Raw genomic sequence first — 25619 nt, forward strand, 5'->3', positions numbered from 1 at the left:
GGCCGGGTTCAGCCGACGAGCATGCCCAAACGGTTTGCGGCCATAGCGGCCGTCTGGCCTGGCATCGTCTTGGCGAGACGCTGGCGCTCCAACGCGGTCGACAGCGAGGTGTTGCGGCGTATGCCGAACAGGCGGGCGAAAATCTTCATGACACGTATCCATGCATCGTGGTTACACGGGGTGCCTTCGCGTTGTGGAGTGGGGCAGCTCGTTTGCTGATGCGCATATAGGGCTTGGCCGGGGGCCGGTATGCCGCAAATACGAAGCGCCACACCTTAAAAGCGACATGGCTTGCGGCAGTCGCCATTCGTTGTGTTGCGGCTCATTTTACATGTGGCTTGGCGTACACGTGGATTGGCGCGCAACTGGCGCGTGGCGCTGCGAGAAACCTGCCACGTCTGCGACGCGGCAGGTCTGGCTTTCGCCTCGATCACGTTCAGACCGCCTCGCCACCATGACCGCGGCGATGGCCGGTCTTGGAATCGAAGGCCTCAGGCCAACCGATGTCCTTTTGCAGTTCGAGCGGGAGCGAGCCGATCGAGCGCTCGGCATGAAAGCGGGTGCGGGCGGCGTTGAACTGGCTGGCAATGCGCCCGATCGATGAAAGAATAGACATTGCGGTTTCCTTTTCCTGCTGGGCCGGTTCAAGGCCGGCTTGAGGTGCTCGCCCGTGGGCACCGCTGGTTTCAACCGTCTCGCGCAATCTTGCGCTTCTGCTTTCGGGCATTGTCGACGCAGGCCTCATGGCCGGTGCTTCGATGGTGTTGACTATCTCTCACGGATGAAGTTCAATCAATCGAAATGAAATGATGTGTTCGATCAGAAATATTGAAGGACTGCGGCCATGAACGCACCACTCAATCATCCCCTGCCGCTGCTCGATCTCGACGTGCTCCGCACCTTTGTGGCGATCGCCGAAACCGGCAGTTTCACCACGGCGGCCAATGCGGTGTTCCGCACGCCTTCGGCCGTATCGATGCAGATCAAGAAGCTCGAAGACATTCTGGGCCGCTCGGTGTTCTTCCGCGACGCGCGTTCCGTGACGCTGACCACCGACGGTGAGATGCTTCTCGGTTATGCTCGCCGCATGTTGGCCATCAATCGTGAGGCGGTGTCGAAATTCATCATTCCCGACATTGTCGGCGTGGTTCGGCTCGGTTCGCCCGACGATTTTGGCGAACGCGTATTGCCACATGTGCTCAAGCGATTTGCCCAGACACATCCCTCGATCGCCGTCGACGTCATCATCGACCAGAGCAGCAATCTCAGGCGGCGCATGGACGACCGCGCGCTCGACATCACACTGCTCACCAATGCCTGCAAGGCCAATGCGGCCGGGGCCGAGGTGCTTTTGACCGAGCCGATCGTCTGGGCTGGTGCCCGGGGCGGTTGCGCGCATATGCGCGAGCCGTTGCCGGTTTCGATCTGGGAAGAGGGTTGCGCCTGGCGGGCAGGGGCGCTCGAAGCACTCGGTCGCGACGGCCGTAACTATCGCGTCGCTTATATGAGCGCGCATACGGCTGGGCAGCGCGCTGCGATCCTGTCCGATCTCGCAGTGGCACCGCTGCCGAAATCATTCCTTGGCGATGAACTGGTTGAACTCGGCACCAAGGATGGCATGCCGGAAATCGGCAACTACAGCCTGGCGATGATCGTGGCGCCTGAGGCCAGCGCACCGGTCAAGGCTGCGGCCGAGCACATTCGTGCGGCCTTCGAGACCTTCAACCTGACCGGCAGGTTCTGAGGTAACGCGCGTCGGTGACCGACGACACGTCAGCGACCTAACCGGGGCCAACGCCCTCCAAGACGATGATCCTTGTGTTGGCGCAGCGTTCTCGGATTGCCTTGAGTCGGCTGTATTCTGGCGAACCGTACCAATCCATCAACGAGCCCATATCAGGGAACTCGAGGATGACGAGGCGGTGCGGTTCCCAATCGCCTTCCAGCACCTTGGTTAGCCCACCGCGTCCGAGATATCGTCCGCCGTACCGCTGTTCGGTGGCGGGCACTTCGCGCTTGTATTCCTCGAAGGTGGCGGCGTCGGTCACATCGACGTCTGCAATCAGATAGGCAGCCATGGCGTAACTCCCCGTGAGAATGATCAGGAAATCATACTCTTCAGTTCGCGTGGAGAGGAGTGCCGGTGACGGCCTGGATTAGCGCCGCACGGAAGTGGCAATCGCGCGATAGACTTTGACCATGAGCGATGGCGGCGGGTTCCAGTCGAGGTCGCGTTGGATCTCAGGCGGCAGCGCATTCATGATGCGGGCCGTCCGGCGCATGCTTCGCGCCTGCCGGTAGTGGGCGCCTATGCGCCCAAGCTCGTCGAAGAGAGGCATCTGGCCTTCCGTCACTTTGCTCTGATTTTGAGACTTAGCGGGTGCGCGGCGCCCATATCAGGGGTGAACGCGTGCGCCGGTCGGCCGCGGCCGGCCGGCCGGCGCTGCGTCGGCGAAAGCTGAGCAGGCGGACCTTTTCGGCGAAGGTCATGCGCAACGCGCTTTCTGCCTGGCGAACTCGATCACGTTTGTTGCCGGAGCCAAAGGGCCGACCGGCCAGCCGAGTTCGATCTGGATGTCGAGAGGCAGCTTGTTGATCAGCAGCGCCACGCGACCATATTTGTGGAGTTGAGCCGGAGCGCCAGATCCATGCGGAGCCGCCGGCCCGTCGATCCAGCCGAGTTCGACCTGCAACTCGCGCGGCAGGCCGTTCATCATTTTCTCGATACGGCTGTCGCGGCAGGCATGCCGTAGCACGGCACCAAATTGATGGAACTCGCCAATGATGGACATGGTCGTCTCCTGAGGAGTAACGGGCCGGCAGCGCCACGCGAGACTGGATGCGCCACCGGCCAGGTAAAAGTTTACGCTCGTTTATGTTTCAGTTTGATATCGCATAGGCATTTTTCTGTTTCAGATGGCGTGCGAAATTGAAACATTCGTTGCAGTCAGCGGTCAGGCGACATGAGGATCGAGGTCATCGGACGTCGCCGTCCGTGCTCAGGCGCAGGCCAGCCAATGTCTTTTTGGATTTCAGGCGGCAGCCTGTTCAGCATGCGTTCCGACTGCGATGCGCGACGCGCCTTCTGGATAGCCGCACCATAGCGGCCGATCGTGCTCATGATCGACATTGTCGTCTCCTGTTCGTCACAGCGTCACGCGTCCTTTGGGACCGGCAGTGATTGCTGCGGTGCTTTGAATCGGTGCTTGATCCTTTCCAAAAATCAGTCCTGATTTTCGAGGCCATGCACGGCTACCAACGCAGAGGTGAACCTCCAGCGGCGGCTGACAAGCGGAAACTAGTTCGGGATTGTTTCGTATCGATTTCGCTTCAGCAGCGACTTGCGGCGGAATGGTTGCGCAATGGAAACACACCCGATACGGGCATTCTAACACAAAAGCGCGTCGGCGAGGCACGGAATGCCTCGCCGACGCGTCAATTCCGCAATGGTCCGGTTAGTCGCGGGAGCGGCGCGCGGAGCGCTCCTCGCGTGAGCGGCGGCGTGGAGAGGCGTCGGCGTCGCCGTCAACGCTGATTGCCTTGCGCGGCGGCAGCTTGACGACAGCCGACAGCTTCGGGAACGGGTCGACCTTGTTGGGCAGCGCCATGGCGTCGATGAACAGCTGCTGGAAATGCGGTTCGAGCGCGGTCTCGATCTTTTCGATACGGCCGACTTCCTGTTCGATCTCGCGGCGATGGTTGCGATTGAGCAGCGCCATCAGCGCGCCGGTGCCGGCCGCATTGCCGACAGCCTTAACCTCGTCGAGATCGCAATCGGGGATCAGGCCGAGCACCATCGCGTATTTCGGATCGATGAACGAGCCGAAGGCGCCAGCGAAGCGGATCGTGTCGACAGTTTCGACGCCTTGCTTTTCCATCAGGAGCTTCACGCCCGCATAAAGGGCTGCCTTGGCAAGCTGGATGGCACGGACGTCGTTTTGGGTGACGGTGATGCGCGGCTCGCCCTGGCGGCCTTCACGCAGAAGGTAAGAGAAGGTGCGGCCGTTCTGGATGATGCGCGGGCTCTTCTCCATCAGCGCGCCGTCGATGACGCCGTCTTCGGTGATGATGCCGGAGAGATACATCTCGGCCACTACCTCGATGATGGCCGAGCCGCAAATGCCGGTGACGCCGGTGGTCCACGAGGCTTCGTCGAAGCCTTCTTCGTCCGACCATTTGTCGGTGCCGATGACGCGGTATTTCGGTTCCAGGGTTTCGGGATCGATACGCACGCGCTCGATGGCACCGGGTGCGGCGCGCTGGCCCGATGAGATTTCAGCACCTTCGAAGGCAGGGCCAGTGGGGGAGGATGCGGCGACGACACGCGTGCTGTTGCCGAGGATGATCTCGGCATTGGTACCGACATCGACAAGCAGCATCATCTTGTCCTGGCGATAGGGGCCTTCAGACAGCGTGGCACCGGCGGCGTCGGCGCCGACGTGGCCAGCGATGCAAGGCAGCGTGTAGAGACGCGCCCCGCGATTGACCTCGATGTCGATCTCATGCGCCCAGAACTGCAGCGCGCCCGATACGGCAAGCGCAAAGGGGGCCTGGCCGAGTTCGGTCGGGTCGATGCCAAGGAACAAATGGTGCATGATCGGGTTGGCGACGAAGACGCAGTCGAAAATGTCTTCGCGATGGGCCTGGCCCTCTTCGCAGACCTTGCCAATCAGCCCGTTCACCGCTTCGCGCACGGCCTTGGTCATGGCCTCGCGGCCGTCCGGGTTCATCATCACATAGGACACGCGGCTCATCAGATCTTCGCCGAAGCGGATCTGCGGGTTCGACGTGCCCGAGGATGCGGCAATGCGGCCCGACAGAAGCGATACCAGATGCATGGCAATCGTGGTCGAACCGATGTCGCAAGCGATGCCGTAGGCCTCGTTCTTCAGCCCTGGATAAAGGCCGATGATGAAGGGGCGCGAGGAATCCATGTCGCGGTGGACCACGGCAGTCACGCCCCATTTGCCCGGAGTGACTTCCGGTTGGTCGGGCAGCTTGGTGCGCAGGATTTTCTGGACCTGGGCGATGAGATGGGGCGCGACCAGCAGGTCTTTCCAGCCCCAGTCCTTTTCGAGCGCTACCTTCAGGCGGTCGAGGTCGCCGAGCGGCTTGTGCATGTCGGGTTCTTCCAGCTCGACATAGCAGAGTTGGACGGCGGCGTTGCGCTCGATGACGCGGTCGGTGGCTGCCTTGCGCACGACTTGTGCGTTGATGACTGTGTCTTGCGGCACGTCGACAACAAGGTCGCCCTGGATTGTCGCCGAGCATGAAAGGCGGCGCCCGTCAGGCAGGCCGCGCACGCGCTCGTAGCGCTCTTCCTTTGGCCCCTTGGGCGAGATGTGGTCGTTGGACGAGACGATCTTGTGCTTGGCGAAATTGCCTTCCTGCACCTCGATCTGACAACGGCCGCAGGTGGCGCGTCCACCGCACACGCTTTCGACATAGACGCCGAGCGTTCGCGCTGCATCAAGAAGAGGTGTTCCCACCGGGAACCTTCCGCGCTTGCCCGAGGGCATGAACAGGACCAGCGGATCGGTGATGTTGGCGGGAGAGTTCATCGCATGCTGCTTTCCGAAATGCATTCGGCGCCACTGCTCGATGGCGCCCCCCTCTGTCCTGCCGGACATCTCCCCCCCAAGGGAGGAGATTGGACTTCGTCGTCGCCCCGCATCGATCGCAGACGTTTCAGGAGAAACGACGGCGCAGCTGCCGGCTTGTCTCCACCCTTGTGGGGGAGATGTCCTGCAGGAGAATGGGGGGCAACGTAGGGCACAGTCTTATCCGATCATCCCTTTGCCATCCGGGCTTCGCGGCCACCGCGGCGGCGACCACCATTGCCGTCTCCGGGGGCGTTGACGGCAACCGGAGCCGCTACAGCGTGCCCGCCTTCGGAAGGCTTGTAGTCCTTGTAGGTCTTGATCCAGTTGGTGCAGTTGGGGTCGGTGCCGTTGAGCACGTTGGCGGCGCGGACTGCTTCCATCTCCTGCGGCCGCACTGGGTTCATGATCGCGCTCGTCATGCCAGCACCGATAACCATCGGAATGAAGCCGGCATTGATGCCGTGGCGGTGCGGCAGGCCAAAGGAGATGTTGGACAGGCCGCAGGTGGTGTTGACCTTGAGTTCCTCGCGCAGGCGGCGCAGCAGCGCAAAGACCTGGCGGCCGGCATCGCCGAGTGCGCCGATCGGCATCACCAGCGGGTCGACGACGACGTCATGGGCGGGAATGCCGAAATCGGCGCAGCGCTCGACGATCTTCTTGGCGACCGCAAAGCGCACGTCGGGATCCATTGAAATGCCGGTCTCGTCATTGGAGATGGCAACAACCGGCACGTTGTATTTCTTGATCAGCGGCAGGATGGCTTCAAGCTTCTCTTCCTCGCCGGTCACGGAGTTGACGAGCGGGCGGCCCTTGGCGACCTTCAATGCGGCCTCGATCGCAGCCGACACCGAGCTGTCGATGGCGAGCGGCAGATCGACCAGGTTCTGGACGATCTCCAGCGTCTGCACCAGCAGGCCCGGCTCGGTCTCGTTCGGGTTGACCGACGTGACGCCGGCATTGATGTCGAGCATGGTGGCGCCGCAGGCAGCCTGCTCCAGCGCGTCCTTGATGACCGTCTCGAAATTGCCGGCGATCATCTCGGCGGCCAGCTTCTTGCGGCCGGTCGGATTGATGCGCTCGCCAATGACGCAGAAAGGCTGATCGAAACCGATGACGATTTCACGGGTCGCCGAGGCGACGATGGTGCGGGTCATGAATCCTCCGTAGGATATAAAGATTTCTTTATATCGTTGTTTGGTTTCGTTCAAGCGCGGCGGCCGCGCCTGCCTGTCAGTGCGCGGTCTTCACCATGTCGACCTGCGATTCGGTGACGTCGTCGTGCAGGATGTGCTCAAGCCGCTCGGCGACACGCTGGTCGTCGGCACGGGCCTCGCGCTTCCATGGGCGACGGCCTTTCAGAACGCCCGATTCATCGACGATCTCGGCAACATATTCCTCCTGCCGGTAGGCCATCACGTGAACGCCCGACACGCCAGCGATCTCCTTGACCTCGTTGATGATGTCGATGCAGAGCTGCTTGCCTTCCTTCTTCTGGTCCTGGGCGCCTTCCAGGCGCTTGATGATTGCATCAGGGATGTGGATGCCCGGCACGTTGGCTCGGATCCATTTGGCGGTCTTGGCCGAAGCCAGCGGTCCGACGCCAACCAGGATGAAGCACTTCTCGTCATAGCCGAGATCGCGCACCTGGTTCATGAAGGTACGGAACATCGGCACGTCGAAGCAGTACTGGCTCTGAACGAACTGCGCGCCGGCGGCGATCTTCTTGCCCATATGGACAGGCCTGAAATCATAGGGCGGGGCGAAGGGGTTGACCGCGGCTCCAAGGAAAAGCTGCGGCGGCGTGGTCAGCTTGCGGCCCGACAAGAACTTGCCGTTGTCGCGCATGATGCGAACGGTTTCGAGCAGCGACATCGAATCGAGATCGAACACCGGCTTCGCGCCGGGCTGGTCGCCAGCCTGCACACCGTCGCCTGTGAGGCACAGGATGTTGGCGACACCCATGGCAGCGGCACCGAGAACGTCGCCCTGGATGGCGATACGGTTCTTGTCGCGGCAGGCGATCTGCATGATCGGCGCGTAGCCCATGCGGGTGAGCAGGGCGCAAATGCCGACGGAGGACATGTGGCAGTTGGCGCCTGAAGCATCGACCGCATTGATGCCGTCGACCCAGCCATCGAAGATCTTGGCGCGGTTGTAGACGTCTTCGGGATCGGCGCTGTCGGGCGGATTAAGTTCGGTGGTGACAGCGAATTCGCCCCGGCGCAGCACGCGCTCGAGGCGGCCGCGCGACGAATGGCCGGGCAGGCGATCAAGCGGCAGGTCTATACCATCAGGGTGTTCGTCAGGCTGGCGCGGGCGCGGCGGGGTCATGCGACTTCTTTCGTGGCGGCTTCGCGCGTGGTCGCAGCTTGGGCCGTTACCCTGAGCCAGGCCGAGGTTTCGCGCAGCGACTGATCGACCGGTTTCTGTACGTTGAGGATAGCGTCGCCCTTGACCATGTTGCGCGAGCCTTCCCAGGCCTTGACCCAGACGCAGGGCATATCCGGCTCGACCTCGCAATTGCCGTTGGCGCGCACACCGCCGCAAGGGCCGTTGCGCAACTGCTTTGGGCAGTTCATCGGGCAGGACATGCCGGTGGAGGACAGCACGCACTGGCCGCACATGCGGCAGTCGAACATCAGGCCCTTAACGCGCTTTTCGACAAACTTGATCGGGGCTTCGACGCGGCCATAGCCGATCTTCTTCCACAGCGGGTGCAGCATCAGAAAGGCGTCGGCGAACCTGCTGTAGAACCATTCGAGCAGGCGCGAATGACGTATCGACCACAGCCGCACGGTGTAGCTGCGCTGGACGCGACGCTGCGGCGACACGTCGGCTGGCTTGTAGTCGCTTTTGGGCGCGGCCTTCTTGACCAAAGTCGCCTGGGTTACTGTCGGCTGGGTATCAACCATCTTCCTTGCCGCCTGCCTTGACGAGAGCGACCAGCCGCTCGCGTGTGAAATTCGCATCGATCTCGGCCATCGCCTTGTCAGCTTCGGCTTCAAGGTCGTCGCTGACCGGAACCGGCGGGGCTTTGCGCCACTCCGCCAGATAGGCGTCGGTGTCGCCGGCACCCGTACGCATGGCGCACATGTCGATCGCTTCGGTGAAGCGCAGCGGCAATTCGCGCTTGGCGTTCTGCCGGCCCTTCTTGACGATGACCTGTGCAGGGATGTCGCGCCAGTAGACGATGATCAGGTCGGCCATTTCGGTCTCGCTTTCAGTCACGTTGAGCTTTGCCGCAACCATGCGGATGCTGCTTGTTATGGGACGACGCGCGCGCATTCAAAAGCGACGCGGTGCGATGTCGCAAAAGATAGCAGTGGGATGTTGGTGTCGGCGTCTACCAGACGCCGCGACGGATGCCTGTCCAGAGGTACTGCCAGACGGTTGGATGGTACCACTGCCGGGAGGGCAGGCCGGTGTCGAACGGCGTCAGTCGGCCGGCGAGTGCGTCTTCGACGGCCCTGGCGCAAATGTCGCGCGAGAAGGCTGCCTGGCGCATGGCATAGCTGGCGATGGTGTCGCCTTTGCCGGGTTTTCCCCTGGACTGATACAGTACCGCGCCGGTGTCGACGCCCGCGTCGACCAAATGCACGGTCGAGCCGAAATTCTCCCGGTCGCCTGTCGCAAGCGCCCAGTATCCGCCGTTCATGCCGCGATATTTCGGATTGATTCCGGAATGATAGTTGATGACCGGGCAGGGGATGGCGGCAAGCGTTTTGGCCGACAAAAGCCGGCAACTGGCGAGGAATACCACAGCGGGCTCAAGCCCGCGGACAGTTTCCACGAGTTCGGGGCCATTGGCGGAAGAAATCGAAATGATCTCCTGGCCGCCACGCGGTTTGGTATCGAGGTTCTCCTCCGCAATCAGACGTTCGATGCCACTGTGCAGGAACCGTTTCGCGATGCGGATGAAAACCATCGTGCCCAATTGGCCGGCGACGGAGACCCAGCCAAGCTTCTTGGCGCGGCGCACCAGAAGTTCGCGTTTGGAATAGGGCGTTTCGAGAACGACCGATATCGGCCCGAAGCGGTCGGTCAGGCTGTTGATGATGGCCCAGATATGTTCGCCGCCTTCGGTGACGAAGACGATCGGCCTGCGGTCCATTTAGCCTACCCCAGCCAAGCGAGGAAAGCGTGCGTGGCAAAGCCAGCACCGCCGACCACCAAACCGACGACAGCAAGGGAGGCCACGCCCACGACGCTGCCCACAGCAAAAAGGATGCCGTCGCGTTCAGACAGCGCCAAACCCAGCAGGGCCGTTGCAAAGGCCGGCAGCCAGTTGCCGAAGGGGATCGGCAGCGTGATCGAGACGGACAAGATGAGCGCGATGATGCCGATCACGCGGTCACCGCGTTTGCGCCAGAACGGCCAGTAGCGCGGCCGTACCACCTCTTCGAGGCGGATGAGTCGGGGAATGACCCAGTCGGTGACGGAACGGAACTGCTCGGCCGACAGCGAGCGCTGCGTGATGAAACCCGGCAGCCAAGCGCGATTGCTGCCGAAGGCCATCTGTGCCGCCACAATCAAGAGCGGCAGGCCAAGCACGGCCGAGGCACCCGGTGGCAGCGGCAACATGTTGAAAGCGGCAAACAGGACCAGCAGCGGCGCAAAGCTGCGCTTGCCAAGCGTATCGCGGATGTCGCCGATCGAAATGCTGCCTTTGGCATCGCGGGCGATCTGGGCGAAGATCGCGGAGAGGCGGCGGCCGCGACGGCGCTGCGGCGCAGCGTCGATGTCGATCGCGTCGGGTTCGTTGTCTTGCCTTTGCATACAGTCTTCAGCCCACTTGCAGCACGTCTTCATGCGCGCCTGTCCCCATCGCAGTGTGCGACGGCCAGGTTAATCCTTGATGACCCCGGAAGGTTCGAATGTGATGTCGCTTTGCGTCGAATGCAACATCAGCGGCGGAATTCGATGATATCCAGCTTGGATTCATATTGCGGGGCGGGGAATTCGATACGCCATTCCGCCGGACCGCTACGGAAGCCATAGCCAACCTGGTCGGTTTCGGGGCCTTTGCCATAGGCCTTAGGCTTCTCGCCGGTAACGTAGCCCGAGCCGAGATAGATCAGTCGAATGTCGCTGTCGGTATAGAAGCGGCCCTTGGTGCGCTGCGAGCCCGACGTCTTTTCGAGCATCCAGCCAGAGCCGTCGTCCGTGACCTTGCACTTGAACCAGTCATAGACGACGAGATTGCCGATGCCGCCGGCCTTGATGGTGCGGCACTGCCAATTTCCTGTCATGTCGAAATCGGAGAAGGACAAAGGCTGCTTCGCCACGATCGCATCGAGGGCCGCGACTTCGCGGGCCAAGCCGGTCTTGGCCTCTTGAAGAGCTTCCTTGCGCGTGGTTTCGTATTTTTCGAGCCGCGCCTTGTCGGCTGGCGTCATCAGTTTCTGCACCACGCCGTCGGCATGGGCAGCACCAGCATATGCCGTGAGAATTGCTGCCAGAATCAGGTTGCGAAAAACCATTACTGCCTCCCCTTATGGCCGAACCTCTGGGGAGGAATCAGGCGCTTTGATGATCTGCCGCAGCCGCCGTGGCATTGGCAAGAGCCTGGGGCAGGTCGCCATAACCGGTTGCGCGGCGTTCATAGACGAGGCCAAGCATCTTGGCCGCATCTTCGGCGACCTTGTCGAGGGCAGGGTCATCTGTCTGGGCGAGGTAGATCAGCTTTTCGTAGTTGCCGAAATAATCAGTCACCAGTTCGGGATGCCTGTCGAGGCCGAGCGGCTTGATAAAGAAGGCCTCGAATTGGCGGCACAGGAAGTCGGTCATGTAAAACGACATCATGTCGGCCTCGCCGACTTCCGCATAGGCAGCAGCGCCCTGGTAGAAGGCGAAGCAGTGCGGCCCAGCCATGCGCTCGACACCGTGTTTCTCGCAGACACGGTCGAGCAGACCGCCGGTGCCGCAATCGGCATAGCCGACATAGATGTGCCGGTAACCTTCCGCCTTTGCTTCGGTGATCGCCTTGTCCATGGCGGGCGCGATGCGATTGGGGTGGAAGTGAAAGTCAGCCGGCAAGCAGGTCAGTTCGAGGTGATCAAGCCCCAGCTGTTGCTTTACCGCCAGTACTTCGCGCGCAATCATGCCACAGCCAATGACCAGCAATTTCTCGCCTGGACTGTGTTTTTGCTTTTGCGGGGCGTTCATGGAACCAGTTTAGCCGGTTTTCGTTCCTGATAGGCAAATATTGCAAATATGATGAGGGAGATATCGCCTATGAAACTGTCACGTTTTGCACCGATCGCCGCTATCGCTTGCGTGCTTGCACTCTCGGCCTGCGCCAACACCGTTCGGGGCGTCGGCAAGGACGTCAAAGGCACCGCAAACGCCGTTGAAGAAACGGTTCGGCGATAAGCCAAATCCACAAACGCCGACAAAAAAGCCGTGCTGCCAGGCACGGCTTTTTCCGTTCAGGCCGAGGCGCGCAGATTGTGCTTGCGCTTCATGTAGTCCTTGGCCGTTTCGACAGCCACAGCCGCATCGCGGCAGTAAGCGTCCGCACCCACGGCCTTGCCGAACTCTTCGTTGAGCGGCGCGCCGCCGACGAGCACGACAAAGTCGTCGCGAATGCCTTTTTCCTTCATCGTGTCGATGACGACCTTCATATAGGGCATGGTCGTCGTCAGAAGTGCTGACATGCCGATGATGTCGGGCTGGTGTTCCTCGATCGCTGCCAGATATTTTTCGACCGGATTGTTGATGCCAAGGTCGATGACGTCGAAGCCAGCACCTTCCATCATCATGCCCACCAGGTTCTTGCCGATGTCATGGATGTCGCCCTTGACGGTGCCGATCACCATCTTGCCTTGCTTGGGCGCGCCGGTGGCGGCAAGCAGCGGGCGCAGGATAAACATGCCGGCCTTCATGGCGTTGGCGGAAAGCAGCACCTCGGGAACGAACAGGATGCCGTCGCGGAAATCTTCGCCGACGATGCGCATGCCCTCGACAAGCGCCTCGGTCAGCACCTTGTAGGGCACCCAACCGCGCTCAAGCAGGATGTTGGTGCCTTCTTCGATCTCTTCCTTGAGTCCGTCATAGAGGTCGTCGTGCATCTGCTGCACGAGTTCGTCGTCGGAAAGCTCGGACAGGATGATTTCGTCGTCGGACATCTTTGGAGGCTCCCTCATGCAGCGCCGAAATTCAGCGTGCGGCTACTGCGCTATACCTAGCTTGCAAGTGCTACAAATCCATAGCTGATTTGCGACCTCCTGCAAAACGAAAGCGACTGATAACTTGCCGACCTGCTTGTCGATTTTGCGACAGGCGTTGGCGCTGGCAAGCCGTTTCGCCTAGGGTGCATGACTACGATCCGACGAGGTGCTGCGACAGGCAGCCAAACGTGTTTCAGGGATGACGGCGATGACAGAAAACCTCGTGACCGATCAGGAAGCGTCGAATGCGCGGCGCGGGCGTGGCGCAAGCGGCGGGGCTGCGGCACGGCGCGCGGCGCGTACGGGCGGTGGGCCCGGCACCCAGCTCACCTACATCAAGCGCCAGATCAACGTTTATGAGGTCCTCAACGAGGAGGGGCTGGCGATCATCGAGCAAAACGCCGACACCGTGCTCGAGGAGATTGGCATCGAATTTCGCGACGACGCCGAAGCTCTGCAGCTGTGGAGAGATGCCGGTTGCGACGTCAAGGGCGAGCGCGTGCACTTCCCCAAGGGTCTGTGCCGCTCGCTGCTGAAGACCGCACCGTCCATCTACACCCAGCACGCCCGCAATCCCGAGCGTTCGGTTCAGATTGGCGGCAACGCCACTGTGTTCGCCCCGGTCTATGGCCCGCCCTTCGTGCGTGACCTGGACGGCAACCGCCGCTACGCGACGATCGAGGATTTCCGCAATTTCGTGAAGCTCGCCTATATGGCGCCGTCGATCCACCATTCTGGCGGCACGGTTTGCGAGCCGGTCGACGTGCCGGTGAACAAGCGCCACCTCGACATGATCTATGCGCACATCAAATATTCCGACAAGCCGTTCATGGGCTCGGTGACCGCACCGGAGCGCGCGGAAGACACCATCGCCATGGCCAAGATCGTCTTCGGCGACGATTTCGTCGAAAACAACACGGTGCTAACCAGCCTGATCAATGCCAACTCGCCGATGGTCTTCGACGAGACCATGCTGGGCGCGCTCAAGGTCTACGCCCGACACAACCAGGCCTGCATCGTCACGCCGTTCATCCTTGCCGGTGCGATGAGCCCGGTGACGGTTGCCGGCACGCTGACCCAGGTTCTGGCCGAGGTTCTGGCCGGCGCTTCCTTCACCCAGCTGATCCGCCCGGGCGCGCCGGTGCTGTTTGGCACCTTCGCCTCGTCGATCTCGATGCAGTCAGGCGCACCGACCTTCGGCACGCCGGAGCCATCGCTTGTTTCTTATGGTGCGGCACAACTTGCCCGCCGCCTCGGCCTGCCGTTTCGTACAGGCGGATCGCTCTGCGCGTCCAAGGTTCCAGATGCCCAGGCGGCCTATGAAAGCGCCAACACGCTGAATTCGACCATCCTGGCCGGCACCAATTTTGTGCTGCACTCGGCCGGCTGGCTCGAAGGCGGTCTCGCCTCCTGCTACGAAAAATTCATGATGGACATCGACCAGCTCGGCATGACGCAGCGGTTTTCCGAAGGCGTAGACCTGTCGGAAAACGGCCAGGCGATGGACGCCATTCGTCAGGTCGGGCCCGGCAGCCACTATCTCGGCTGCGACCACACCCAGGCGAACTTCCAGACGGCGTTCTACCGCTCCAGCATTGCCGACAACAATTCCTACGAGCAGTGGCTGGCCGAGGGCCAAAAGACGGCACCTCAGCGCGCTAACGAACTCGCCCGTCGCTGGCTCGAAAGCTACGAAGCGCCGTATCTCGACCCAAGCATCGATGACGCGCTCAAGGACTTCATTGCCGCGAAGAAGGCGTCGATGCCCGACGCTTTCACGTGAAAGGAGCCCGATTCAGGCGGGGCTAAAGTCGCCAGCATCATTCACAAGGAAGTCTGGCGGAGTGCATTCTCCGATCCGGACAAGAGGTGATCGATTTGTTCTTCGGCATAGCGCTGCCCCTCATCCCCCTGCCGGGACCTTCTCCCCGTGAACGGGGAGAAGGGGTTTGGCCGCGATGCTTCCGCTTCTCGTTCTCCCCGTCACTATACGGGGGGAAGGTCCCGGCAGGGGGATGAGGGGCAGTGTATGCTTCTCAACAAGATGCCGATGAAATCGCCGCAGCCCTTGCTACCCATGGTCTCATTCTGCGCGGCGGGTTCAATTTTGATGATTCCGAAGACGCGCCGCTCGGCCTCGCCGGCGTACCCGTCAAATCGGTTCTGCTCGTGGGCCAAGCCGGGTCTGCACCTTGGCTGCGTTTTTCGCGCTGGCGGGAGAGCCAGCCGGAAGGCCTTGAAAATCCACTCGATACATGGTCGCGAGAGGTCATCGGCAAGGTGGCAGCCGCGTTCCGGGCGCGGGCGGTTTCACCTTCGGACAAGCCCTATCTGCCGTTTCAGCAATGGGCCATGCGTGCCGAGGGATTGAGCCCGTCGCCGCTCGGTATCCTCATGCATCCGGAATATGGGCTATGGCATGCCTATCGCGGCGCACTGCTGTTCGACGTCGAGATTTCGATTCAAGTGTCTGAGAGATCGATTCACCTTTGCGATGCATGTGTCGGAAAACCTTGTATGAAAGCGTGTCCGGTCAATGCATATTCTCCTGCCGGTTTCGCCTATCAGGAATGCCTTGGCCATGTGCGCGGGGCAAATGGCGCGCCATGCCGAAACGGCGGTTGCCTGGACCGCAACGCCTGTCCATTCGGCACGGCCTACCGCTATCCGGTAGAGGTGCAGGCGTTTCACATGGCTAGTTTTGCCGGGCTCGGCTGATCGCCGCTCGTCTGGTACCCCAATCGCATGGTCTCTGCCCCAACCGTCGCATTGACGGAAGGCTTTTGCAGGCCTATTGCCAAGTCATCTGATGACTTGATGAGTTGGCTCATGCAACCTGCCATCCGAACCAATCTTGCCGATAGTGCCGCCGACAGCTTGCGTGCCGAAATCGTCAGCGGCCGCTGGGCCGTGGCCGAACGCATTCCCAACGAAGCGTCACTCAGCGACCTGTTGTCGGTGAGCCGCGGCACTGTGCGTGAAGCCGTGAGGATGTTGGTCTCCCAGGGATTGCTGGACACGCGCCAGGGCTCAGGCACCTATGTGCGCTCCGCCGTCGACCCTGCGGCTGCGCTCGGCCGGGTCAAGCGGGCTGGCTTGCGCGATCAATGGGAAGCACGCGCAGCACTCGACGTTGAGGCCGCCCGCCTTGCCGCCCTGCGACGCACGCCTGCCGATCTCGCGCGCATGGGTGAACTGCTCGCCGCGCGCGGCACGGTGGCTGATGGCGGCAGCGAGGCCTTCATCGGCCGCGACATCGCCTTCCACAAATCGATCGTGGCAGCGTCCGGCAACCGGGCAATGATGGAAATCTACGACTTCTTCACCGCCGCCATTGCTGAAACCATTCACGCAACTATCGGCAGCGAATTGCCCGAACCGGACCATCAGGCGCACGCGGCCATCCTCCATGCCATCGCCGCCAGCGATCCCGAAGGTGCCGTCTCTGCCGTGCGCGCTTTCATGGCGCCGGTGCTTCTCGAACTCGAACGACTGCTTGCTCAATGAACCAGATTTTTCGCCAGCCTGATCCCAAGGGACGGCTCGGAGCCGTTGCAGGTCTTGATGACCAACTCATCGATGCCGAGGCAGACAGCCTACCCAAGCCGCAGCCACCGGTGCTGCGCAGCCGTGCTGCCCAGATCGTGCTCGGCGCTAGCCTTGTCTTGATTGCCTTCAACCTCAGGCCACTGTTTTCCAGCCTGTCGGTGCTGTTGCCCGAGGTGATGCAGCAAACTGGACTGTCAACGATAGGCGCGAGCCTGCTGACGACGCTGCCCGTCTTGTGCTTGGGGTTGTTTGCGCCTTTCGCTCCGAAGCTGGCGCAGCGCTACGGTGCCGAACGCACGCTTTTGGGCGCACTCGCCTTGCTGGCGCTGGGAACAGGCTTGCGCTGGTTCGGCTCGGTTCCGCTGCTTTTCCTTGCAACCTTCCTTGCAGGCGCCGCCATTGCCATCGGCAATGTGCTGCTGCCGGGACTGGTGAAACGCGATTTCGCCGACAAGGCGGCGATGATGACCGGGCTGTACACGATGGCCTTGTGCGCCGGCTCTGCTGCCGCTGCCGGCTTCACGCTGCCGATTGAGCACCTTCTCACGGTCTCGTGGTCGGGCGCGCTTGCTGCCTGGGCGGTGCCGGCGCTGATTGTTCTGATGATCTGGACGCCGCAAGCGCTCGGCAGCCGGCGGCAGGCAAGCCATAGCGGCTTTCGCGTGATTGGCTTGTGGCGTGACCGCCTGGCCTGGCAGGTGACATTGTTCATGGGGCTTCAGTCGGCACTTGCCTATTGCGTTTTCGGCTGGCTGGCGCCGATCCTACGCGAGCGCGGTTTCGATGCGGCCACAGCGGGCGCCATCGTTTCGGTGTCGGTCATGGCGCAGGTGGTCACTTGCCTTGCGGTGCCGTCCTTTGCCGTGCGGCGCAAGGACCAGCGCGGTGTCAATGTAACGCTCGCCGCGGCGGCGGTGATTGCGTTGCTTGGTATTCTGTTTGCACCGACGTCGACGGTGCTGGTTTGGGCGATCCTGCAAGGCATCGGGCAGGGCGGTTTGATCGCCGCTGCAATGACCTTGATCGTGCTGCGGTCGCCGGACTCGCATGTCGCGGCGCATCTGTCGGGCATGGCCCAAGGCGTCGGCTATGTGCTGGCGGCGACCGGGCCGCTTTTGGTGGGCCTGATCCGCAGCTGGACCGGCAGCTTTTCTGCTTCCGCCATCCTGTTCGTGGCGCTCGGCATTGGTGTTGCCGTCATGGGCCTGGGCGCGGGACGCGCGCTGCAGGTCGGCGCCAGGACGGTCAGGGTCCAGGGCTGATCTCGCAAGGTGAAGTTGCGAGAGCCGGCAAAGCCACTATGTTCTCAGCAACTTGCAACGGAGACAGTTCATGGCCACGGCAACCAAGCGTGACATCGACATAAAGACGGCCGACGGCATCGCCAAGGCCGGGCTGTTTCGAACCTCCGACAAGGCGCGCTCGGGCGTCATCCTCTACATGGATGCATTCGGACCGCGTGCAGCGCTTGATCGAATGGCCGAGCGGCTTGCGGGTGAGGGTTATGCCGTTTTGGTGCCTGATCTGTTCTATCGTAGCGGCGCCTACGGGCCGTTCGACGCGAAGACCGCATTCGCCGTGGAAAAGAGCCGCGCGGAACTGCGCGCGCTGATAGGCGGAACGACACAAGAGATGACCGCGCGCGACACTGGCGCCTTCCTGGACGCGCTCAAGGCCGAAGGCATCACCGGGCCGGTCGGCACGGTCGGGTATTGCATGGGCGGCGGCCGCGCGCTCAACGCGGCAGCGGCCCATCCCGGCCGCATCGTTGCAGCGGCAAGCTTTCATGGCGGCAATCTGGCGAGCGATGCGCCCGACAGCCCGCACCGTCAGGCGGGCAAGCTCAAGGCGCGCGTTTATGTCGGCACGGCCGGTGTCGATGGCAGCTTTCCGCCCGAACAATCGGCAATCCTGGCTGAAGCCCTGCGCGCAGCCGGTGTCGACCACATCCTTGAGAACTATGTCGGCATGGGCCATGGCTGGTGCGTTTCAGATCACAGCGTCTACGATGCGGCAGGTGCCGAGCGCCATTGGAAGCGGTTGACGACGTTTTTTGCCGAGACCCTGGCGTAACTTCCAACTTTGCCGTCCCGACGGGTTCGGCTATCAGGCACGGAAACAGCTTTGAGCGACCAACAGGGGTCGCGCGCCGACAAGGCGCTGGCGATCCAGCGGGAATTATCCGAAATGCAGTCCTTTGATGTCGTGGTGATCGGCGCCGGTGCCGCTGGCATGATGTGCGCGGTCGAAGCCGGAAAACGCGGCCGCTCGGTGCTGATCATCGATCACGCTGCAGCACCTGGCGAAAAGATCCGCATCTCTGGTGGTGGCCGCTGCAACTTCACCAACATCCATGCCAGCCCGAAGAATTTTCTGTCGCAGAACCCGCATTTCTGCATCTCGGCGCTGAGCCGCTATACCCAGCGCAATTTCATCGCGCTCGTCGAGCGTTACGGCATCGCCTACCATGAAAAGACGCTGGGCCAGCTGTTCTGCGATGGTTCGGCTCGCCAGATCATCGACATGATGGTCGAGGAGATGCAGGCCAATGGTGTCGAGCTGCGCCTGTCGACCACTGTCGAAAATGTCAGCAAGATCGTCGATGGGTTTGAGTTGGCTCTGTCCGACAGCCGGGTCGCCTGTAATTCCCTGGTAGTCGCGTGTGGCGGCAAATCGATCCCCAAGATGGGCGCCACCGGCTTTGGCTATGAGCTTGCATCGCAGTTCGGGCTTGAGGTTATCGAAACGCGCCCGGCGCTGGTGCCGCTGACTTTTGATGCCAATACCTTGCAGAAGCTGGCGCCGCTTTCCGGTATCGCGGTCGATGCGGACGTCGCCTGCGGCAAAACCAAATTCTCCGAGGCCATGCTGTTCACCCACCGTGGCATCAGTGGCCCGTCGATCCTGCAGATCTCGTCTTATTGGCGCGAGGGCGACGAAATCGCGATCTCGATGCTGCCGGGAACGGATGTGGCCGGTCTGCTGCGCGAAGCCAAGCACGCCAATGGACGGCAGGCGGTGCAAACCGCACTCGCCGCGCATTTGCCGAAGAAGCTGGCGCAAGCGATTGCCGAGCGCACCGGCTTTGACGGCAATCTTGCCGATCTGTCAGATGCACAGCTCAAGACTGTCGATGCGGCGGTCAACGGCTGGCGCATCAAGCCGGCTGGCTCGGAAGGTTATCGTACGGCGGAAGTGACGCTTGGCGGCGTCGACACCAAGGCGCTCGACCAGAAGACGATGCAGGCCAAATCCGTGCCGGGCCTGTTCTTCATCGGCGAAGTTGTCGATGTCACCGGCTGGCTGGGCGGCTACAATTTCCAGTGGGCCTGGTCGTCGGGCTGGGCTGCCGGGCAGGCGGTCTAGAAAAACTTTCGCACGACCCCAAGGATTGCCAAAAAGCTTTCGTCCAACGGACAAATGATGGCGATGATGCTGGACGAAAGCGAAGCCTCCGATAGCGATTTGATCGGACGAGCGCGCGAGGGCGACAGGGCGGCTTTCGGCGAACTCGTCGAAAGACATTATGGATTCGTCCATCGCGTCGCCTGGCGCTGGTGCGGCAACAAGTCGGATGCCGAAGATATCGCGCAAGAAGTCTGCGCGCGGCTTGGTCGCGCCATCCGCGACTATCGCGGCGGTTCTGCCTTCACGACATGGCTCTATGCGATGACGCTGAATGCTGCGCGCGACATGCAGCGCAAATCGGCACGCGAAACGGCCAAGACCGCCGCTTACGGGGCCCATGCATTGGTTTCGGAAGACGGCCCGTTGCCGCCAGAAGACCCAGCTGAACGGCTGTGGGCCGCCGTGCGCCAGTTGCCGGACAAGCAGCGTGACGCGGTTCTTTTGGTTTATGGCGAAGGGCTGAGCCACGCTGCGGCCGCGGATGCGATGGCCATCGCCGAGACCACCGTGTCCTGGCACATCCATGAAGCGAAGAAACGGCTGAAGCTGCTCATGCGCTCAGTCGGGGAAGAGTGACCATGGTCGACGACAACGAACTCGACACGCTCCGGAACATGCAGGCGCCCGCGCCCAGCACCGACGCCAAGGCGCGTGCTCTGGCTGCGGCTATGGCTGCCTATGATCTCGAAATAAATCCGGCGGCCACCCAAGGATCGGTGAAAGGGCAACGTCTTACAGGGCGAGCACAAAAGCTCTGGAGAGACATCATGCAAAAGAAGCTGATCGCAGCACCCGCTCTTGCCGGGCTCGTTGCCCTGCCAATTGCCGGCTACGCCACATTTCATCTGATGGAGGGGTCGCCGTTCAATTTTGGTGCCGACCAGGAAATCGCGCAGGCGCCTGCCGTGCGCATGAAAGAGGCACCTGCAGCCGCGTTGAAGAAGACCGATGCGGAAGTGGAGGTTGCCCCGGCCAAACCATTGGCTGCTGCCTCGCAAGCAGCCAATGCCGAAGCAAAGGCGACCACCGAAGAGGCGGTTGTCATGAATGAGGCGGCTCCTGTCATGCCGGCGCCAGCTCCACTGGCGGATGCCGTGTCGCAGACGCGACGCATGGCTGCACCGATGCTGACAACCCAGCTCCAGGGCGAGATCGCGCCATCGGATATGCCGATGCTGCAGCCGGAAAACCGCGACCGCTTCGAGGATTTCAAGACCAATCCGGTGCGCTCGGCACTTGAGGATCCGGTTTCGACTTTCTCGATCGATGTCGACACCGCGTCTTATTCCTTCGTCCGTCTTTCGTTGAAGGAAGGTGTCCTGCCGCAGGCCGACACGGTGCGCGTCGAAGAGATGGTCAACTACTTCCCCTATGACTGGAAGGGGCCCGACACTGCAGCGACGCCATTCAACACCACAGTCAGCGTCATGCCGACACCGTGGAACGAACACACCAAGCTGATGCATGTCGCGATCAAGGGCTATGACGTCAAGCCGGCCGAGCAGCCAAAGGCCAACCTCGTCTTTCTGATCGATGTGTCGGGCTCGATGGATGAGCCAGACAAACTGCCGCTGCTGCGCTCTGCGTTCCGGCTTCTGGTCAACAAGCTGAGCCCGGAAGATACCGTTTCGATCGTCACTTATGCGGGCGATGCCGGCACCGTGCTTGAGCCGACCAAGGCATCCGACCGCGCCAAAATCCTGCAGGCGATCGACACGCTGACGCCGGGTGGTTCGACGGCGGGCGAGGCGGGTATTCGCGAGGCCTATCGGCTGGCCCAAAAATCCTTCGTCAAGGACGGCGTCAACCGGGTGATGCTGGCGACCGATGGGGATTTCAATGTCGGCCAGAGCGATGACGATGACCTCAAGCGCCTGATCGAGGACAAGCGTAAATCGGGCGTGTTCCTGTCGGTGTTCGGCTTCGGTCGCGGCAACCTCAACGACCAGATGATGCAGACCATCGCCCAGAACGGCAACGGCACGGCGGCCTATATCGACACCCTGGCTGAAGCTGAGAAGGTGCTTGTCGAGGATGCCTCCTCGACGCTGTTCACCATCGCCAAGGATGTGAAGATCCAGGTCGAATTCAATCCGAATGCGGTCTCGGAATACCGCCTGATCGGCTACGAGACGCGCGCGCTCAACCGCGAGGATTTCAACAACGACCGGGTCGACGCCGGTGAAATCGGCTCGGGGCATTCAGTGACGGCGATCTACGAGATCACGCCCAAGGGCGCACCGCAGCAGATCGACGACCTGCGCTACGGCGAGGCGACTACGAGCAATGGCGGGGTGGCGAATGCCGACGAATATGCCTTCGTCAAGATCCGCTACAAGGCCCCCGACGGCGACACGAGCAAGCTGATCACCACGCCTGTGACCAAGGCCCACGAGGTCGCGAGCTTCGATCTTGCCGGCACTGACCAGCGCTTCTCGGTTGCGGTCGCGGCATTCGGCCAGAAGCTGCGCAACGAGGATGCGACGGCGAAATTCGGCTTCGACAAGATCAGCGAGATCGTAACCGCTGCACGAGGCAGCGACCCGTTCGGATACCGGGCCGAGTTCCTGTCGCTGGTCCGGTTGGCATCAGCGCTGCAAGGCAGCAAGCAGTAGAGGCAGGAACTCTGTCCTGCCTGTCAGGCAAGGGCCGCGTGGCGGCCGGCGGAAAGGGGGCTTTCCACCGGCCGTTCTCTTGTGATCTCTAGGCGTCCACCTGAAGTTGCGAGGGGGCATCGGAGAAAAGATATGGCCGACGGACAGCTTGACGAATGGGATATCGCGCATGGCGGCCTCCGGTCGCTGTCGTCCCGCGAGATCAAGGCATTCTGGGACGGCTATCTCGCCCATCGCAACGATCCCAGGATCCGTTATGGCAGCCTCTATTCCAGGTGGCGGGACGTCGCCGACGACCTGGTGATTTCGCTTTACCTGACCAATCGCAGCGTCGGTCTGTTCGTCAGGGGGCAGCGCGGCGAAGGCTACGCCACCACCGCAAGCCGGCTTTCGGCTTGGGAACCTGGACTGGGGCTCGCGCTCGGCGCCAGCCTGAGCGGCGAGTACGGCCTCGGCTACCTGACCCGACATCCGATTGGGACGATCGATCCGTCCAACTGGCCTGAGGCATGGAAATGGCTTGAGCGGCAGGAGGAGCGCTATAGTCGCGTGCTCGGTGAAACGGTCTCGACGCAGGCGGGATCGACTCGGGTTGTCCGTTGACGGCGATCGACGAAGGGCTTCGGCCCGCAAGGGCCTGAAACGGCAGCGCCGAATCGATTGCCACAAATCGTTGAAGCCGACGGGTCGGCAGGTGTCCTGCCCCTGACATCTGCTTGCCGAGCCCGAAAAACGTAATGTTTCGAACGCATTGTCGGGCAATTCGATAAAATGCCGTCTTTTTGCGGAAGGGGTTCTCAACGCCTCTGCGCTAAGGCTGATACCCGGGCGAATCGCGCAGGGGAAGTGAATGTTAATTGGCAGTTTGGGCGCCGGGCTTAGTCAATACTCTCGTCCGAACGACAGACTTGTGCCGTCATCGCGGGGCGAGGCACAGCCGAAGCCGCTACAGACATCCGTCGAGGGGGCCACGCAGGTTCCGGCCGCGCGCAGCAGCTATGTTCATGTCCAGACCAGGCCAGCACAGTTCTTCGCGATCTCCAGCGTATCGGACGCGGGGGCCGCTGCACCGCGCACGATCGACAAGGATGTCGAAGATGCCCACCGGACTGCCTGGTCGGCGCTCAACAACGAACGTTTCCGCCATGCGCTGGAACAGCTTTCAGACGTAGGCACGTCGGACGCGGTGATGATGTTGCAGCGGGCCGAAGGTTCGGGCACGGACTTCAGATCAGCGCGCGCAATTTACGCTGAAAACAGCGAATAACTGGGCTTTTGGGCGGTCCCGCCGCCTCTATCATGCATCATCGACACAGGCCGGCGAGGGAAACCTCGCCGGCCTTTTTGCGTTCCCGGCAGGAGGCAGTCGAAAATTTCTTACGTTGTATCTTGCAAAAGATATATCTTTGAATAGATATAGCTGCATGAAGCAACAATCCTGGAGAGGTACTCACATGTTCACCCCTCATTTCAACAATCGCTGCGGTGGTGGCTGGGCCATGTCGGGTCAGTCCGACGACAGCAGCAGGGCAGGCGGTCATCATGGCCGGGGCGGTCCGTTCGGGCGGCATCGCGGCGGGCCATTCGGCGGGCGCGGGCCGCGCATGTTCGATCCCGGCGCGCTGCGCCTGGTCGTGCTTGGCCTGATCGCCGAGGAACCGCGCCATGGCTACGACATCATCAAGGCGCTGGAAGCCAAATTCCAGGGCGCCTATAGCCCAAGCCCGGGTGCGATCTATCCGATGCTGCAGATGCTGGAAGAGGCCGATCTCGTCGCCTCGGTTGCCAATGGCAACAAGCGTCTCTACTCGATCACCGAGCAGGGCCAGGCCTATCTGACCGAGCACGCGGAAGAGCTCGAAAAGATCAACGCGCAGATCGACGAAGCTTCGGCGCAAGTTGGCGGCGCGGCCCTCGGTGAAGAGTTCAGGGCCTTGAAGCTCGCTCTGTTTACCCGCCTGCGCGGCGGTTCGCTGAGTGCGGCCCAGGCCGAGAAGGCGCGCGAAATCCTCAAGAAGGCGCGGCGCGACCTCGACGAGCTGTAATTCTGGCAGCCAACGCGTGAAACAAAAAAGCTCCCGCTGTCTCAGCGGGAGCTTTTTTCGTTACGTAGCCGCGCGCGTCTTGAGATGCGCAAAGCCCGTCTATCAGACCCGGCTGCGGCGGCGTTCGCGACGGCCTTCGCTGGTTTCAGCGGTGTTCGGTGCGGCAAGCTTGTTGCGCATTGGGCCGATGCGTTCGACGATCGCCTCGACGGTCGGGCGAACGTCCTTCTTGTGGGCGTCGAGTGCCTTGCGCATCGCGGCCAGATGCTCGAACGAGGTGCCGCAGCAGCCGCCGATGATCTTTGCACCGCCATCGACCGCGAGGCGGACATAGTCGGACATCAGTTCAGGCGTGCCGGAATAATGGATCTCGGTGCCGCGGAATTCGGGGATGCCGCAATTGCCCTTGATGATGATGGTCGCTTCAGGCTTGGCCTCGCTCATGTCGAGCAGCGAGGCAAGGATATCAGATGCGCCGACGCCACAATTGGCGCCAACACCGAGCGGCGTCTGGGCAAGCCCGTCGACGACGCCGTGGATGTCCTTGGGCAGCAGACCCATCATGGTGCGGCCAGCCGTGTCGAACGAGCCGGTATAGGTGTAGGGCAGGCCAACGCGGATGGCCGCCTCTGCTGCGGCACGGATCTCGTCTGGCGCGGACATTGTTTCGATCCAGGCAACTTCGGCACCGCCGGCCTTGAGACCTTCGATCTGCTCGGCGAAGGCATCTACTGCCTCGTCGTAGGTCATGGCACCGAGCGGAACCAGAAGCTCGCCCGTCGGGCCGACGGAGCCAGCGACGATGACCCGGCGGCCCGCCTTGTCGGCGACGGCGCGCGCGATCTCGGCGGCACGCTTGTTGAGTTCAAACACGCGATCTTGGGCGTGGTGCAGCTTGAGCCGGTGACGGGTGCCCCCGAACGAGTTGGTCAAGATGATGTCGGCGCCTGCCTCGACGAATTTCTGGTGCAGCGCCGTGATCTTTTCCGGCGCGCTTTCATTCCACAATTCGGGCGCTTCGCCGGCCTCGAGGCCCATGGCGAACAGATTGGTGCCGGTCGCGCCATCGGCAAGCAGCACACCCTTTTCGGCCAGCAGGGCGTCGATCGGATTGGTCGTCATTGCAGCGACTTTCGTATCTGGAGATTGGATAACGATATAAGGAAGTCTTTATGTCCAGTCAACGATTGCGTTCGAGCAACGGCGCTACCGCGCGGTTGTGACTTCGAC

Annotated in this window: 30 protein-coding genes; 13 read left to right on the forward strand and 17 right to left on the reverse strand. The window is 61.8% G+C overall.

Going from position 1 to position 25619, the window contains the following annotated elements; genetic code table 11:
- Positions 1-8: 8 nt before the first annotated feature.
- Both AC1DLV_RS09020 and AC1DLV_RS09025 read right to left on the reverse strand, forming a co-directional pair.
- Positions 9-149 carry a hypothetical protein gene (locus AC1DLV_RS09020; RefSeq protein WP_476784598.1) on the reverse strand — a complete coding sequence of 47 codons (141 nt, stop codon included), beginning with the start codon at positions 147-149 and terminating at the stop codon, positions 9-11.
- Positions 150-436: 287 nt separating this feature from the next.
- Positions 437-616, reverse strand: coding sequence for a hypothetical protein (locus AC1DLV_RS09025; protein WP_476799207.1), 180 nt, complete (start codon positions 614-616; stop codon positions 437-439).
- Between the two features lie 228 nt (positions 617-844).
- Between AC1DLV_RS09025 and AC1DLV_RS09030 the strand changes: the two genes are divergently transcribed.
- The gene (locus tag AC1DLV_RS09030; protein WP_476784596.1) at positions 845-1744 is read left to right on the forward strand and encodes a LysR substrate-binding domain-containing protein; all 900 of its coding nucleotides are present in this window, start codon (positions 845-847) and stop codon (positions 1742-1744) included.
- Positions 1745-1781: 37 nt separating this feature from the next.
- Here AC1DLV_RS09030 and AC1DLV_RS09035 read toward each other — a convergent pair whose 3' ends face one another.
- The 13 genes from AC1DLV_RS09035 to AC1DLV_RS09095 form a co-directional block, all read right to left on the reverse strand.
- On the reverse strand, positions 1782-2078 hold the full coding sequence (locus tag AC1DLV_RS09035; RefSeq protein ID WP_476799208.1) for a DUF1330 domain-containing protein: 297 nt from the start codon (positions 2076-2078) through the stop codon (positions 1782-1784).
- 78 nt (positions 2079-2156) lie between these two features.
- The gene (locus tag AC1DLV_RS09040; protein WP_476799209.1) at positions 2157-2339 is read right to left on the reverse strand and encodes a hypothetical protein; all 183 of its coding nucleotides are present in this window, start codon (positions 2337-2339) and stop codon (positions 2157-2159) included.
- A gap of 147 nt (positions 2340-2486) precedes the next feature.
- Positions 2487-2792 carry a hypothetical protein gene (locus AC1DLV_RS09045; protein ID WP_476799210.1) on the reverse strand — a complete coding sequence of 102 codons (306 nt, stop codon included), beginning with the start codon at positions 2790-2792 and terminating at the stop codon, positions 2487-2489.
- Positions 2793-2947: 155 nt separating this feature from the next.
- Complete coding sequence (locus AC1DLV_RS09050; RefSeq protein ID WP_476799211.1) at positions 2948-3130, reverse strand: hypothetical protein; 183 nt, start codon at positions 3128-3130, stop codon at positions 2948-2950.
- Positions 3131-3455: 325 nt separating this feature from the next.
- Positions 3456-5561 (reverse strand): ASKHA domain-containing protein, encoded by a 2106-nt coding sequence (locus AC1DLV_RS09055; RefSeq protein WP_476836153.1) that lies wholly within the window; start codon positions 5559-5561, stop codon positions 3456-3458.
- Positions 5562-5788: 227 nt separating this feature from the next.
- Entirely contained in the window at positions 5789-6757 is a 969-nt protein-coding gene (locus AC1DLV_RS09060; RefSeq protein ID WP_476799212.1) for a methyltetrahydrofolate cobalamin methyltransferase, read from the reverse strand.
- A 76-nt stretch (positions 6758-6833) separates the two neighbouring features.
- On the reverse strand, positions 6834-7934 hold the full coding sequence (locus AC1DLV_RS09065; protein WP_476788301.1) for a methylenetetrahydrofolate reductase: 1101 nt from the start codon (positions 7932-7934) through the stop codon (positions 6834-6836).
- The gene (locus AC1DLV_RS09070) at positions 7931-8515 is read right to left on the reverse strand and encodes a methylenetetrahydrofolate reductase C-terminal domain-containing protein (protein WP_476799213.1); all 585 of its coding nucleotides are present in this window, start codon (positions 8513-8515) and stop codon (positions 7931-7933) included. Before AC1DLV_RS09070 ends, AC1DLV_RS09065 begins: the two co-directional genes overlap by 4 nt.
- Positions 8508-8810, reverse strand: coding sequence for a virulence factor (locus AC1DLV_RS09075; protein WP_476799255.1), 303 nt, complete (start codon positions 8808-8810; stop codon positions 8508-8510). Before AC1DLV_RS09075 ends, AC1DLV_RS09070 begins: the two co-directional genes overlap by 8 nt.
- Positions 8811-8946: 136 nt before the next feature.
- Positions 8947-9714, reverse strand: a complete 768-nt coding sequence (locus AC1DLV_RS09080) for a formyl transferase (RefSeq protein ID WP_476799214.1) — start codon at positions 9712-9714, stop codon at positions 8947-8949.
- A gap of 5 nt (positions 9715-9719) precedes the next feature.
- Positions 9720-10379: an exopolysaccharide biosynthesis protein gene (locus AC1DLV_RS09085; protein ID WP_476799215.1), complete on the reverse strand. Its 660-nt coding sequence runs from the start codon at positions 10377-10379 to the stop codon at positions 9720-9722.
- Between the two features lie 128 nt (positions 10380-10507).
- Positions 10508-11083 (reverse strand): DUF4893 domain-containing protein, encoded by a 576-nt coding sequence (locus AC1DLV_RS09090; RefSeq protein ID WP_476799216.1) that lies wholly within the window; start codon positions 11081-11083, stop codon positions 10508-10510.
- Positions 11084-11120: 37 nt separating this feature from the next.
- Positions 11121-11768 (reverse strand): DUF1638 domain-containing protein, encoded by a 648-nt coding sequence (locus AC1DLV_RS09095; RefSeq protein WP_476799217.1) that lies wholly within the window; start codon positions 11766-11768, stop codon positions 11121-11123.
- A 69-nt stretch (positions 11769-11837) separates the two neighbouring features.
- Between AC1DLV_RS09095 and AC1DLV_RS09100 the strand changes: the two genes are divergently transcribed.
- A complete protein-coding gene (locus tag AC1DLV_RS09100; RefSeq protein ID WP_476799218.1) occupies positions 11838-11975 on the forward strand; it encodes an entericidin EcnAB in 138 nt (45 codons plus the stop codon).
- Positions 11976-12031: 56 nt separating this feature from the next.
- Here the strand turns inward: AC1DLV_RS09100 and AC1DLV_RS09105 are convergent, their stop codons facing one another.
- Entirely contained in the window at positions 12032-12730 is a 699-nt protein-coding gene (locus tag AC1DLV_RS09105; RefSeq protein WP_476786156.1) for a corrinoid protein, read from the reverse strand.
- A gap of 250 nt (positions 12731-12980) precedes the next feature.
- Between AC1DLV_RS09105 and AC1DLV_RS09110 the strand changes: the two genes are divergently transcribed.
- From AC1DLV_RS09110 to AC1DLV_RS09160, 11 genes are all read left to right on the forward strand, one after another.
- Positions 12981-14555 carry a trimethylamine methyltransferase family protein gene (locus AC1DLV_RS09110; RefSeq protein WP_476799219.1) on the forward strand — a complete coding sequence of 525 codons (1575 nt, stop codon included), beginning with the start codon at positions 12981-12983 and terminating at the stop codon, positions 14553-14555.
- Positions 14556-14797: 242 nt separating this feature from the next.
- Entirely contained in the window at positions 14798-15490 is a 693-nt protein-coding gene (locus AC1DLV_RS09115; protein ID WP_476799220.1) for a hypothetical protein, read from the forward strand.
- A gap of 111 nt (positions 15491-15601) precedes the next feature.
- Positions 15602-16279, forward strand: coding sequence for a FadR/GntR family transcriptional regulator (locus tag AC1DLV_RS09120; protein ID WP_476799221.1), 678 nt, complete (start codon positions 15602-15604; stop codon positions 16277-16279).
- Complete coding sequence (locus tag AC1DLV_RS09125) at positions 16276-17583, forward strand: CynX/NimT family MFS transporter (RefSeq protein WP_476799222.1); 1308 nt, start codon at positions 16276-16278, stop codon at positions 17581-17583. The genes AC1DLV_RS09120 and AC1DLV_RS09125 overlap by 4 nt, the downstream gene beginning before the upstream one ends.
- Before the next feature lie 70 nt (positions 17584-17653).
- Entirely contained in the window at positions 17654-18394 is a 741-nt protein-coding gene (locus AC1DLV_RS09130) for a dienelactone hydrolase family protein (protein WP_476799223.1), read from the forward strand.
- Positions 18395-18508: 114 nt separating this feature from the next.
- Complete coding sequence (locus tag AC1DLV_RS09135; protein WP_476799256.1) at positions 18509-19687, forward strand: BaiN/RdsA family NAD(P)/FAD-dependent oxidoreductase; 1179 nt, start codon at positions 18509-18511, stop codon at positions 19685-19687.
- 57 nt (positions 19688-19744) lie between these two features.
- A complete protein-coding gene (locus tag AC1DLV_RS09140) occupies positions 19745-20305 on the forward strand; it encodes an RNA polymerase sigma factor (RefSeq protein ID WP_476799224.1) in 561 nt (186 codons plus the stop codon).
- A 2-nt stretch (positions 20306-20307) separates the two neighbouring features.
- On the forward strand, positions 20308-22344 hold the full coding sequence (locus AC1DLV_RS09145; protein WP_476799225.1) for a vWA domain-containing protein: 2037 nt from the start codon (positions 20308-20310) through the stop codon (positions 22342-22344).
- A gap of 132 nt (positions 22345-22476) precedes the next feature.
- Positions 22477-22947, forward strand: coding sequence for a hypothetical protein (locus AC1DLV_RS09150; RefSeq protein ID WP_476799226.1), 471 nt, complete (start codon positions 22477-22479; stop codon positions 22945-22947).
- A gap of 307 nt (positions 22948-23254) precedes the next feature.
- A complete protein-coding gene (locus AC1DLV_RS09155) occupies positions 23255-23611 on the forward strand; it encodes a hypothetical protein (protein WP_476799227.1) in 357 nt (118 codons plus the stop codon).
- Positions 23612-23798: 187 nt separating this feature from the next.
- A complete protein-coding gene (locus AC1DLV_RS09160) occupies positions 23799-24389 on the forward strand; it encodes a PadR family transcriptional regulator (RefSeq protein ID WP_476799228.1) in 591 nt (196 codons plus the stop codon).
- 102 nt (positions 24390-24491) lie between these two features.
- Here AC1DLV_RS09160 and bmt read toward each other — a convergent pair whose 3' ends face one another.
- Positions 24492-25511, reverse strand: coding sequence for a betaine--homocysteine S-methyltransferase (bmt, locus tag AC1DLV_RS09165; RefSeq protein ID WP_476799229.1), 1020 nt, complete (start codon positions 25509-25511; stop codon positions 24492-24494).
- Positions 25512-25619 lie beyond the last annotated feature (108 nt).

The organism is Aminobacter sp. 01T433 (assembly GCF_056398585.1).

Bases quoted from the DNA above. Each gene is read 5' to 3' on its own strand.
- AC1DLV_RS09120 (WP_476799221.1), top strand. From the start codon at position 15,602: ATGCAACCTGCCATCCGAACCAATCTTGCCGATAGTGCCGCCGACAGC.
- bmt (WP_476799229.1), bottom strand. From the start codon at position 25,511: ATGACGACCAATCCGATCGACGCCCTGCTGGCCGAAAAGGGTGTGCTG.
- AC1DLV_RS09140 (WP_476799224.1), top strand. From the start codon at position 19,745: ATGGCGATGATGCTGGACGAAAGCGAAGCCTCCGATAGCGATTTGATC.
- AC1DLV_RS09090 (WP_476799216.1), bottom strand. From the start codon at position 11,083: ATGGTTTTTCGCAACCTGATTCTGGCAGCAATTCTCACGGCATATGCT.
- AC1DLV_RS09100 (WP_476799218.1), top strand. From the start codon at position 11,838: ATGAAACTGTCACGTTTTGCACCGATCGCCGCTATCGCTTGCGTGCTT.
- AC1DLV_RS09085 (WP_476799215.1), bottom strand. From the start codon at position 10,379: ATGCAAAGGCAAGACAACGAACCCGACGCGATCGACATCGACGCTGCG.
- AC1DLV_RS09045 (WP_476799210.1), bottom strand. From the start codon at position 2,792: ATGTCCATCATTGGCGAGTTCCATCAATTTGGTGCCGTGCTACGGCAT.
- AC1DLV_RS09105 (WP_476786156.1), bottom strand. From the start codon at position 12,730: ATGTCCGACGACGAAATCATCCTGTCCGAGCTTTCCGACGACGAACTC.
- AC1DLV_RS09020 (WP_476784598.1), bottom strand. From the start codon at position 149: ATGAAGATTTTCGCCCGCCTGTTCGGCATACGCCGCAACACCTCGCTG.
- AC1DLV_RS09160 (WP_476799228.1), top strand. From the start codon at position 23,799: ATGTTCACCCCTCATTTCAACAATCGCTGCGGTGGTGGCTGGGCCATG.
- AC1DLV_RS09135 (WP_476799256.1), top strand. From the start codon at position 18,509: ATGCAGTCCTTTGATGTCGTGGTGATCGGCGCCGGTGCCGCTGGCATG.
- AC1DLV_RS09075 (WP_476799255.1), bottom strand. From the start codon at position 8,810: ATGGCCGACCTGATCATCGTCTACTGGCGCGACATCCCTGCACAGGTC.
- AC1DLV_RS09130 (WP_476799223.1), top strand. From the start codon at position 17,654: ATGGCCACGGCAACCAAGCGTGACATCGACATAAAGACGGCCGACGGC.
- AC1DLV_RS09065 (WP_476788301.1), bottom strand. From the start codon at position 7,934: ATGACCCCGCCGCGCCCGCGCCAGCCTGACGAACACCCTGATGGTATA.
- AC1DLV_RS09050 (WP_476799211.1), bottom strand. From the start codon at position 3,130: ATGTCGATCATGAGCACGATCGGCCGCTATGGTGCGGCTATCCAGAAG.
- AC1DLV_RS09035 (WP_476799208.1), bottom strand. From the start codon at position 2,078: ATGGCTGCCTATCTGATTGCAGACGTCGATGTGACCGACGCCGCCACC.
- AC1DLV_RS09110 (WP_476799219.1), top strand. From the start codon at position 12,981: ATGACAGAAAACCTCGTGACCGATCAGGAAGCGTCGAATGCGCGGCGC.
- AC1DLV_RS09040 (WP_476799209.1), bottom strand. From the start codon at position 2,339: ATGCCTCTCTTCGACGAGCTTGGGCGCATAGGCGCCCACTACCGGCAG.
- AC1DLV_RS09080 (WP_476799214.1), bottom strand. From the start codon at position 9,714: ATGGACCGCAGGCCGATCGTCTTCGTCACCGAAGGCGGCGAACATATC.
- AC1DLV_RS09150 (WP_476799226.1), top strand. From the start codon at position 22,477: ATGGCCGACGGACAGCTTGACGAATGGGATATCGCGCATGGCGGCCTC.
- AC1DLV_RS09070 (WP_476799213.1), bottom strand. From the start codon at position 8,515: ATGGTTGATACCCAGCCGACAGTAACCCAGGCGACTTTGGTCAAGAAG.
- AC1DLV_RS09025 (WP_476799207.1), bottom strand. From the start codon at position 616: ATGTCTATTCTTTCATCGATCGGGCGCATTGCCAGCCAGTTCAACGCC.
- AC1DLV_RS09145 (WP_476799225.1), top strand. From the start codon at position 20,308: ATGGTCGACGACAACGAACTCGACACGCTCCGGAACATGCAGGCGCCC.
- AC1DLV_RS09095 (WP_476799217.1), bottom strand. From the start codon at position 11,768: ATGAACGCCCCGCAAAAGCAAAAACACAGTCCAGGCGAGAAATTGCTG.
- AC1DLV_RS09030 (WP_476784596.1), top strand. From the start codon at position 845: ATGAACGCACCACTCAATCATCCCCTGCCGCTGCTCGATCTCGACGTG.
- AC1DLV_RS09055 (WP_476836153.1), bottom strand. From the start codon at position 5,561: ATGAACTCTCCCGCCAACATCACCGATCCGCTGGTCCTGTTCATGCCC.
- AC1DLV_RS09060 (WP_476799212.1), bottom strand. From the start codon at position 6,757: ATGACCCGCACCATCGTCGCCTCGGCGACCCGTGAAATCGTCATCGGT.
- AC1DLV_RS09125 (WP_476799222.1), top strand. From the start codon at position 16,276: ATGAACCAGATTTTTCGCCAGCCTGATCCCAAGGGACGGCTCGGAGCC.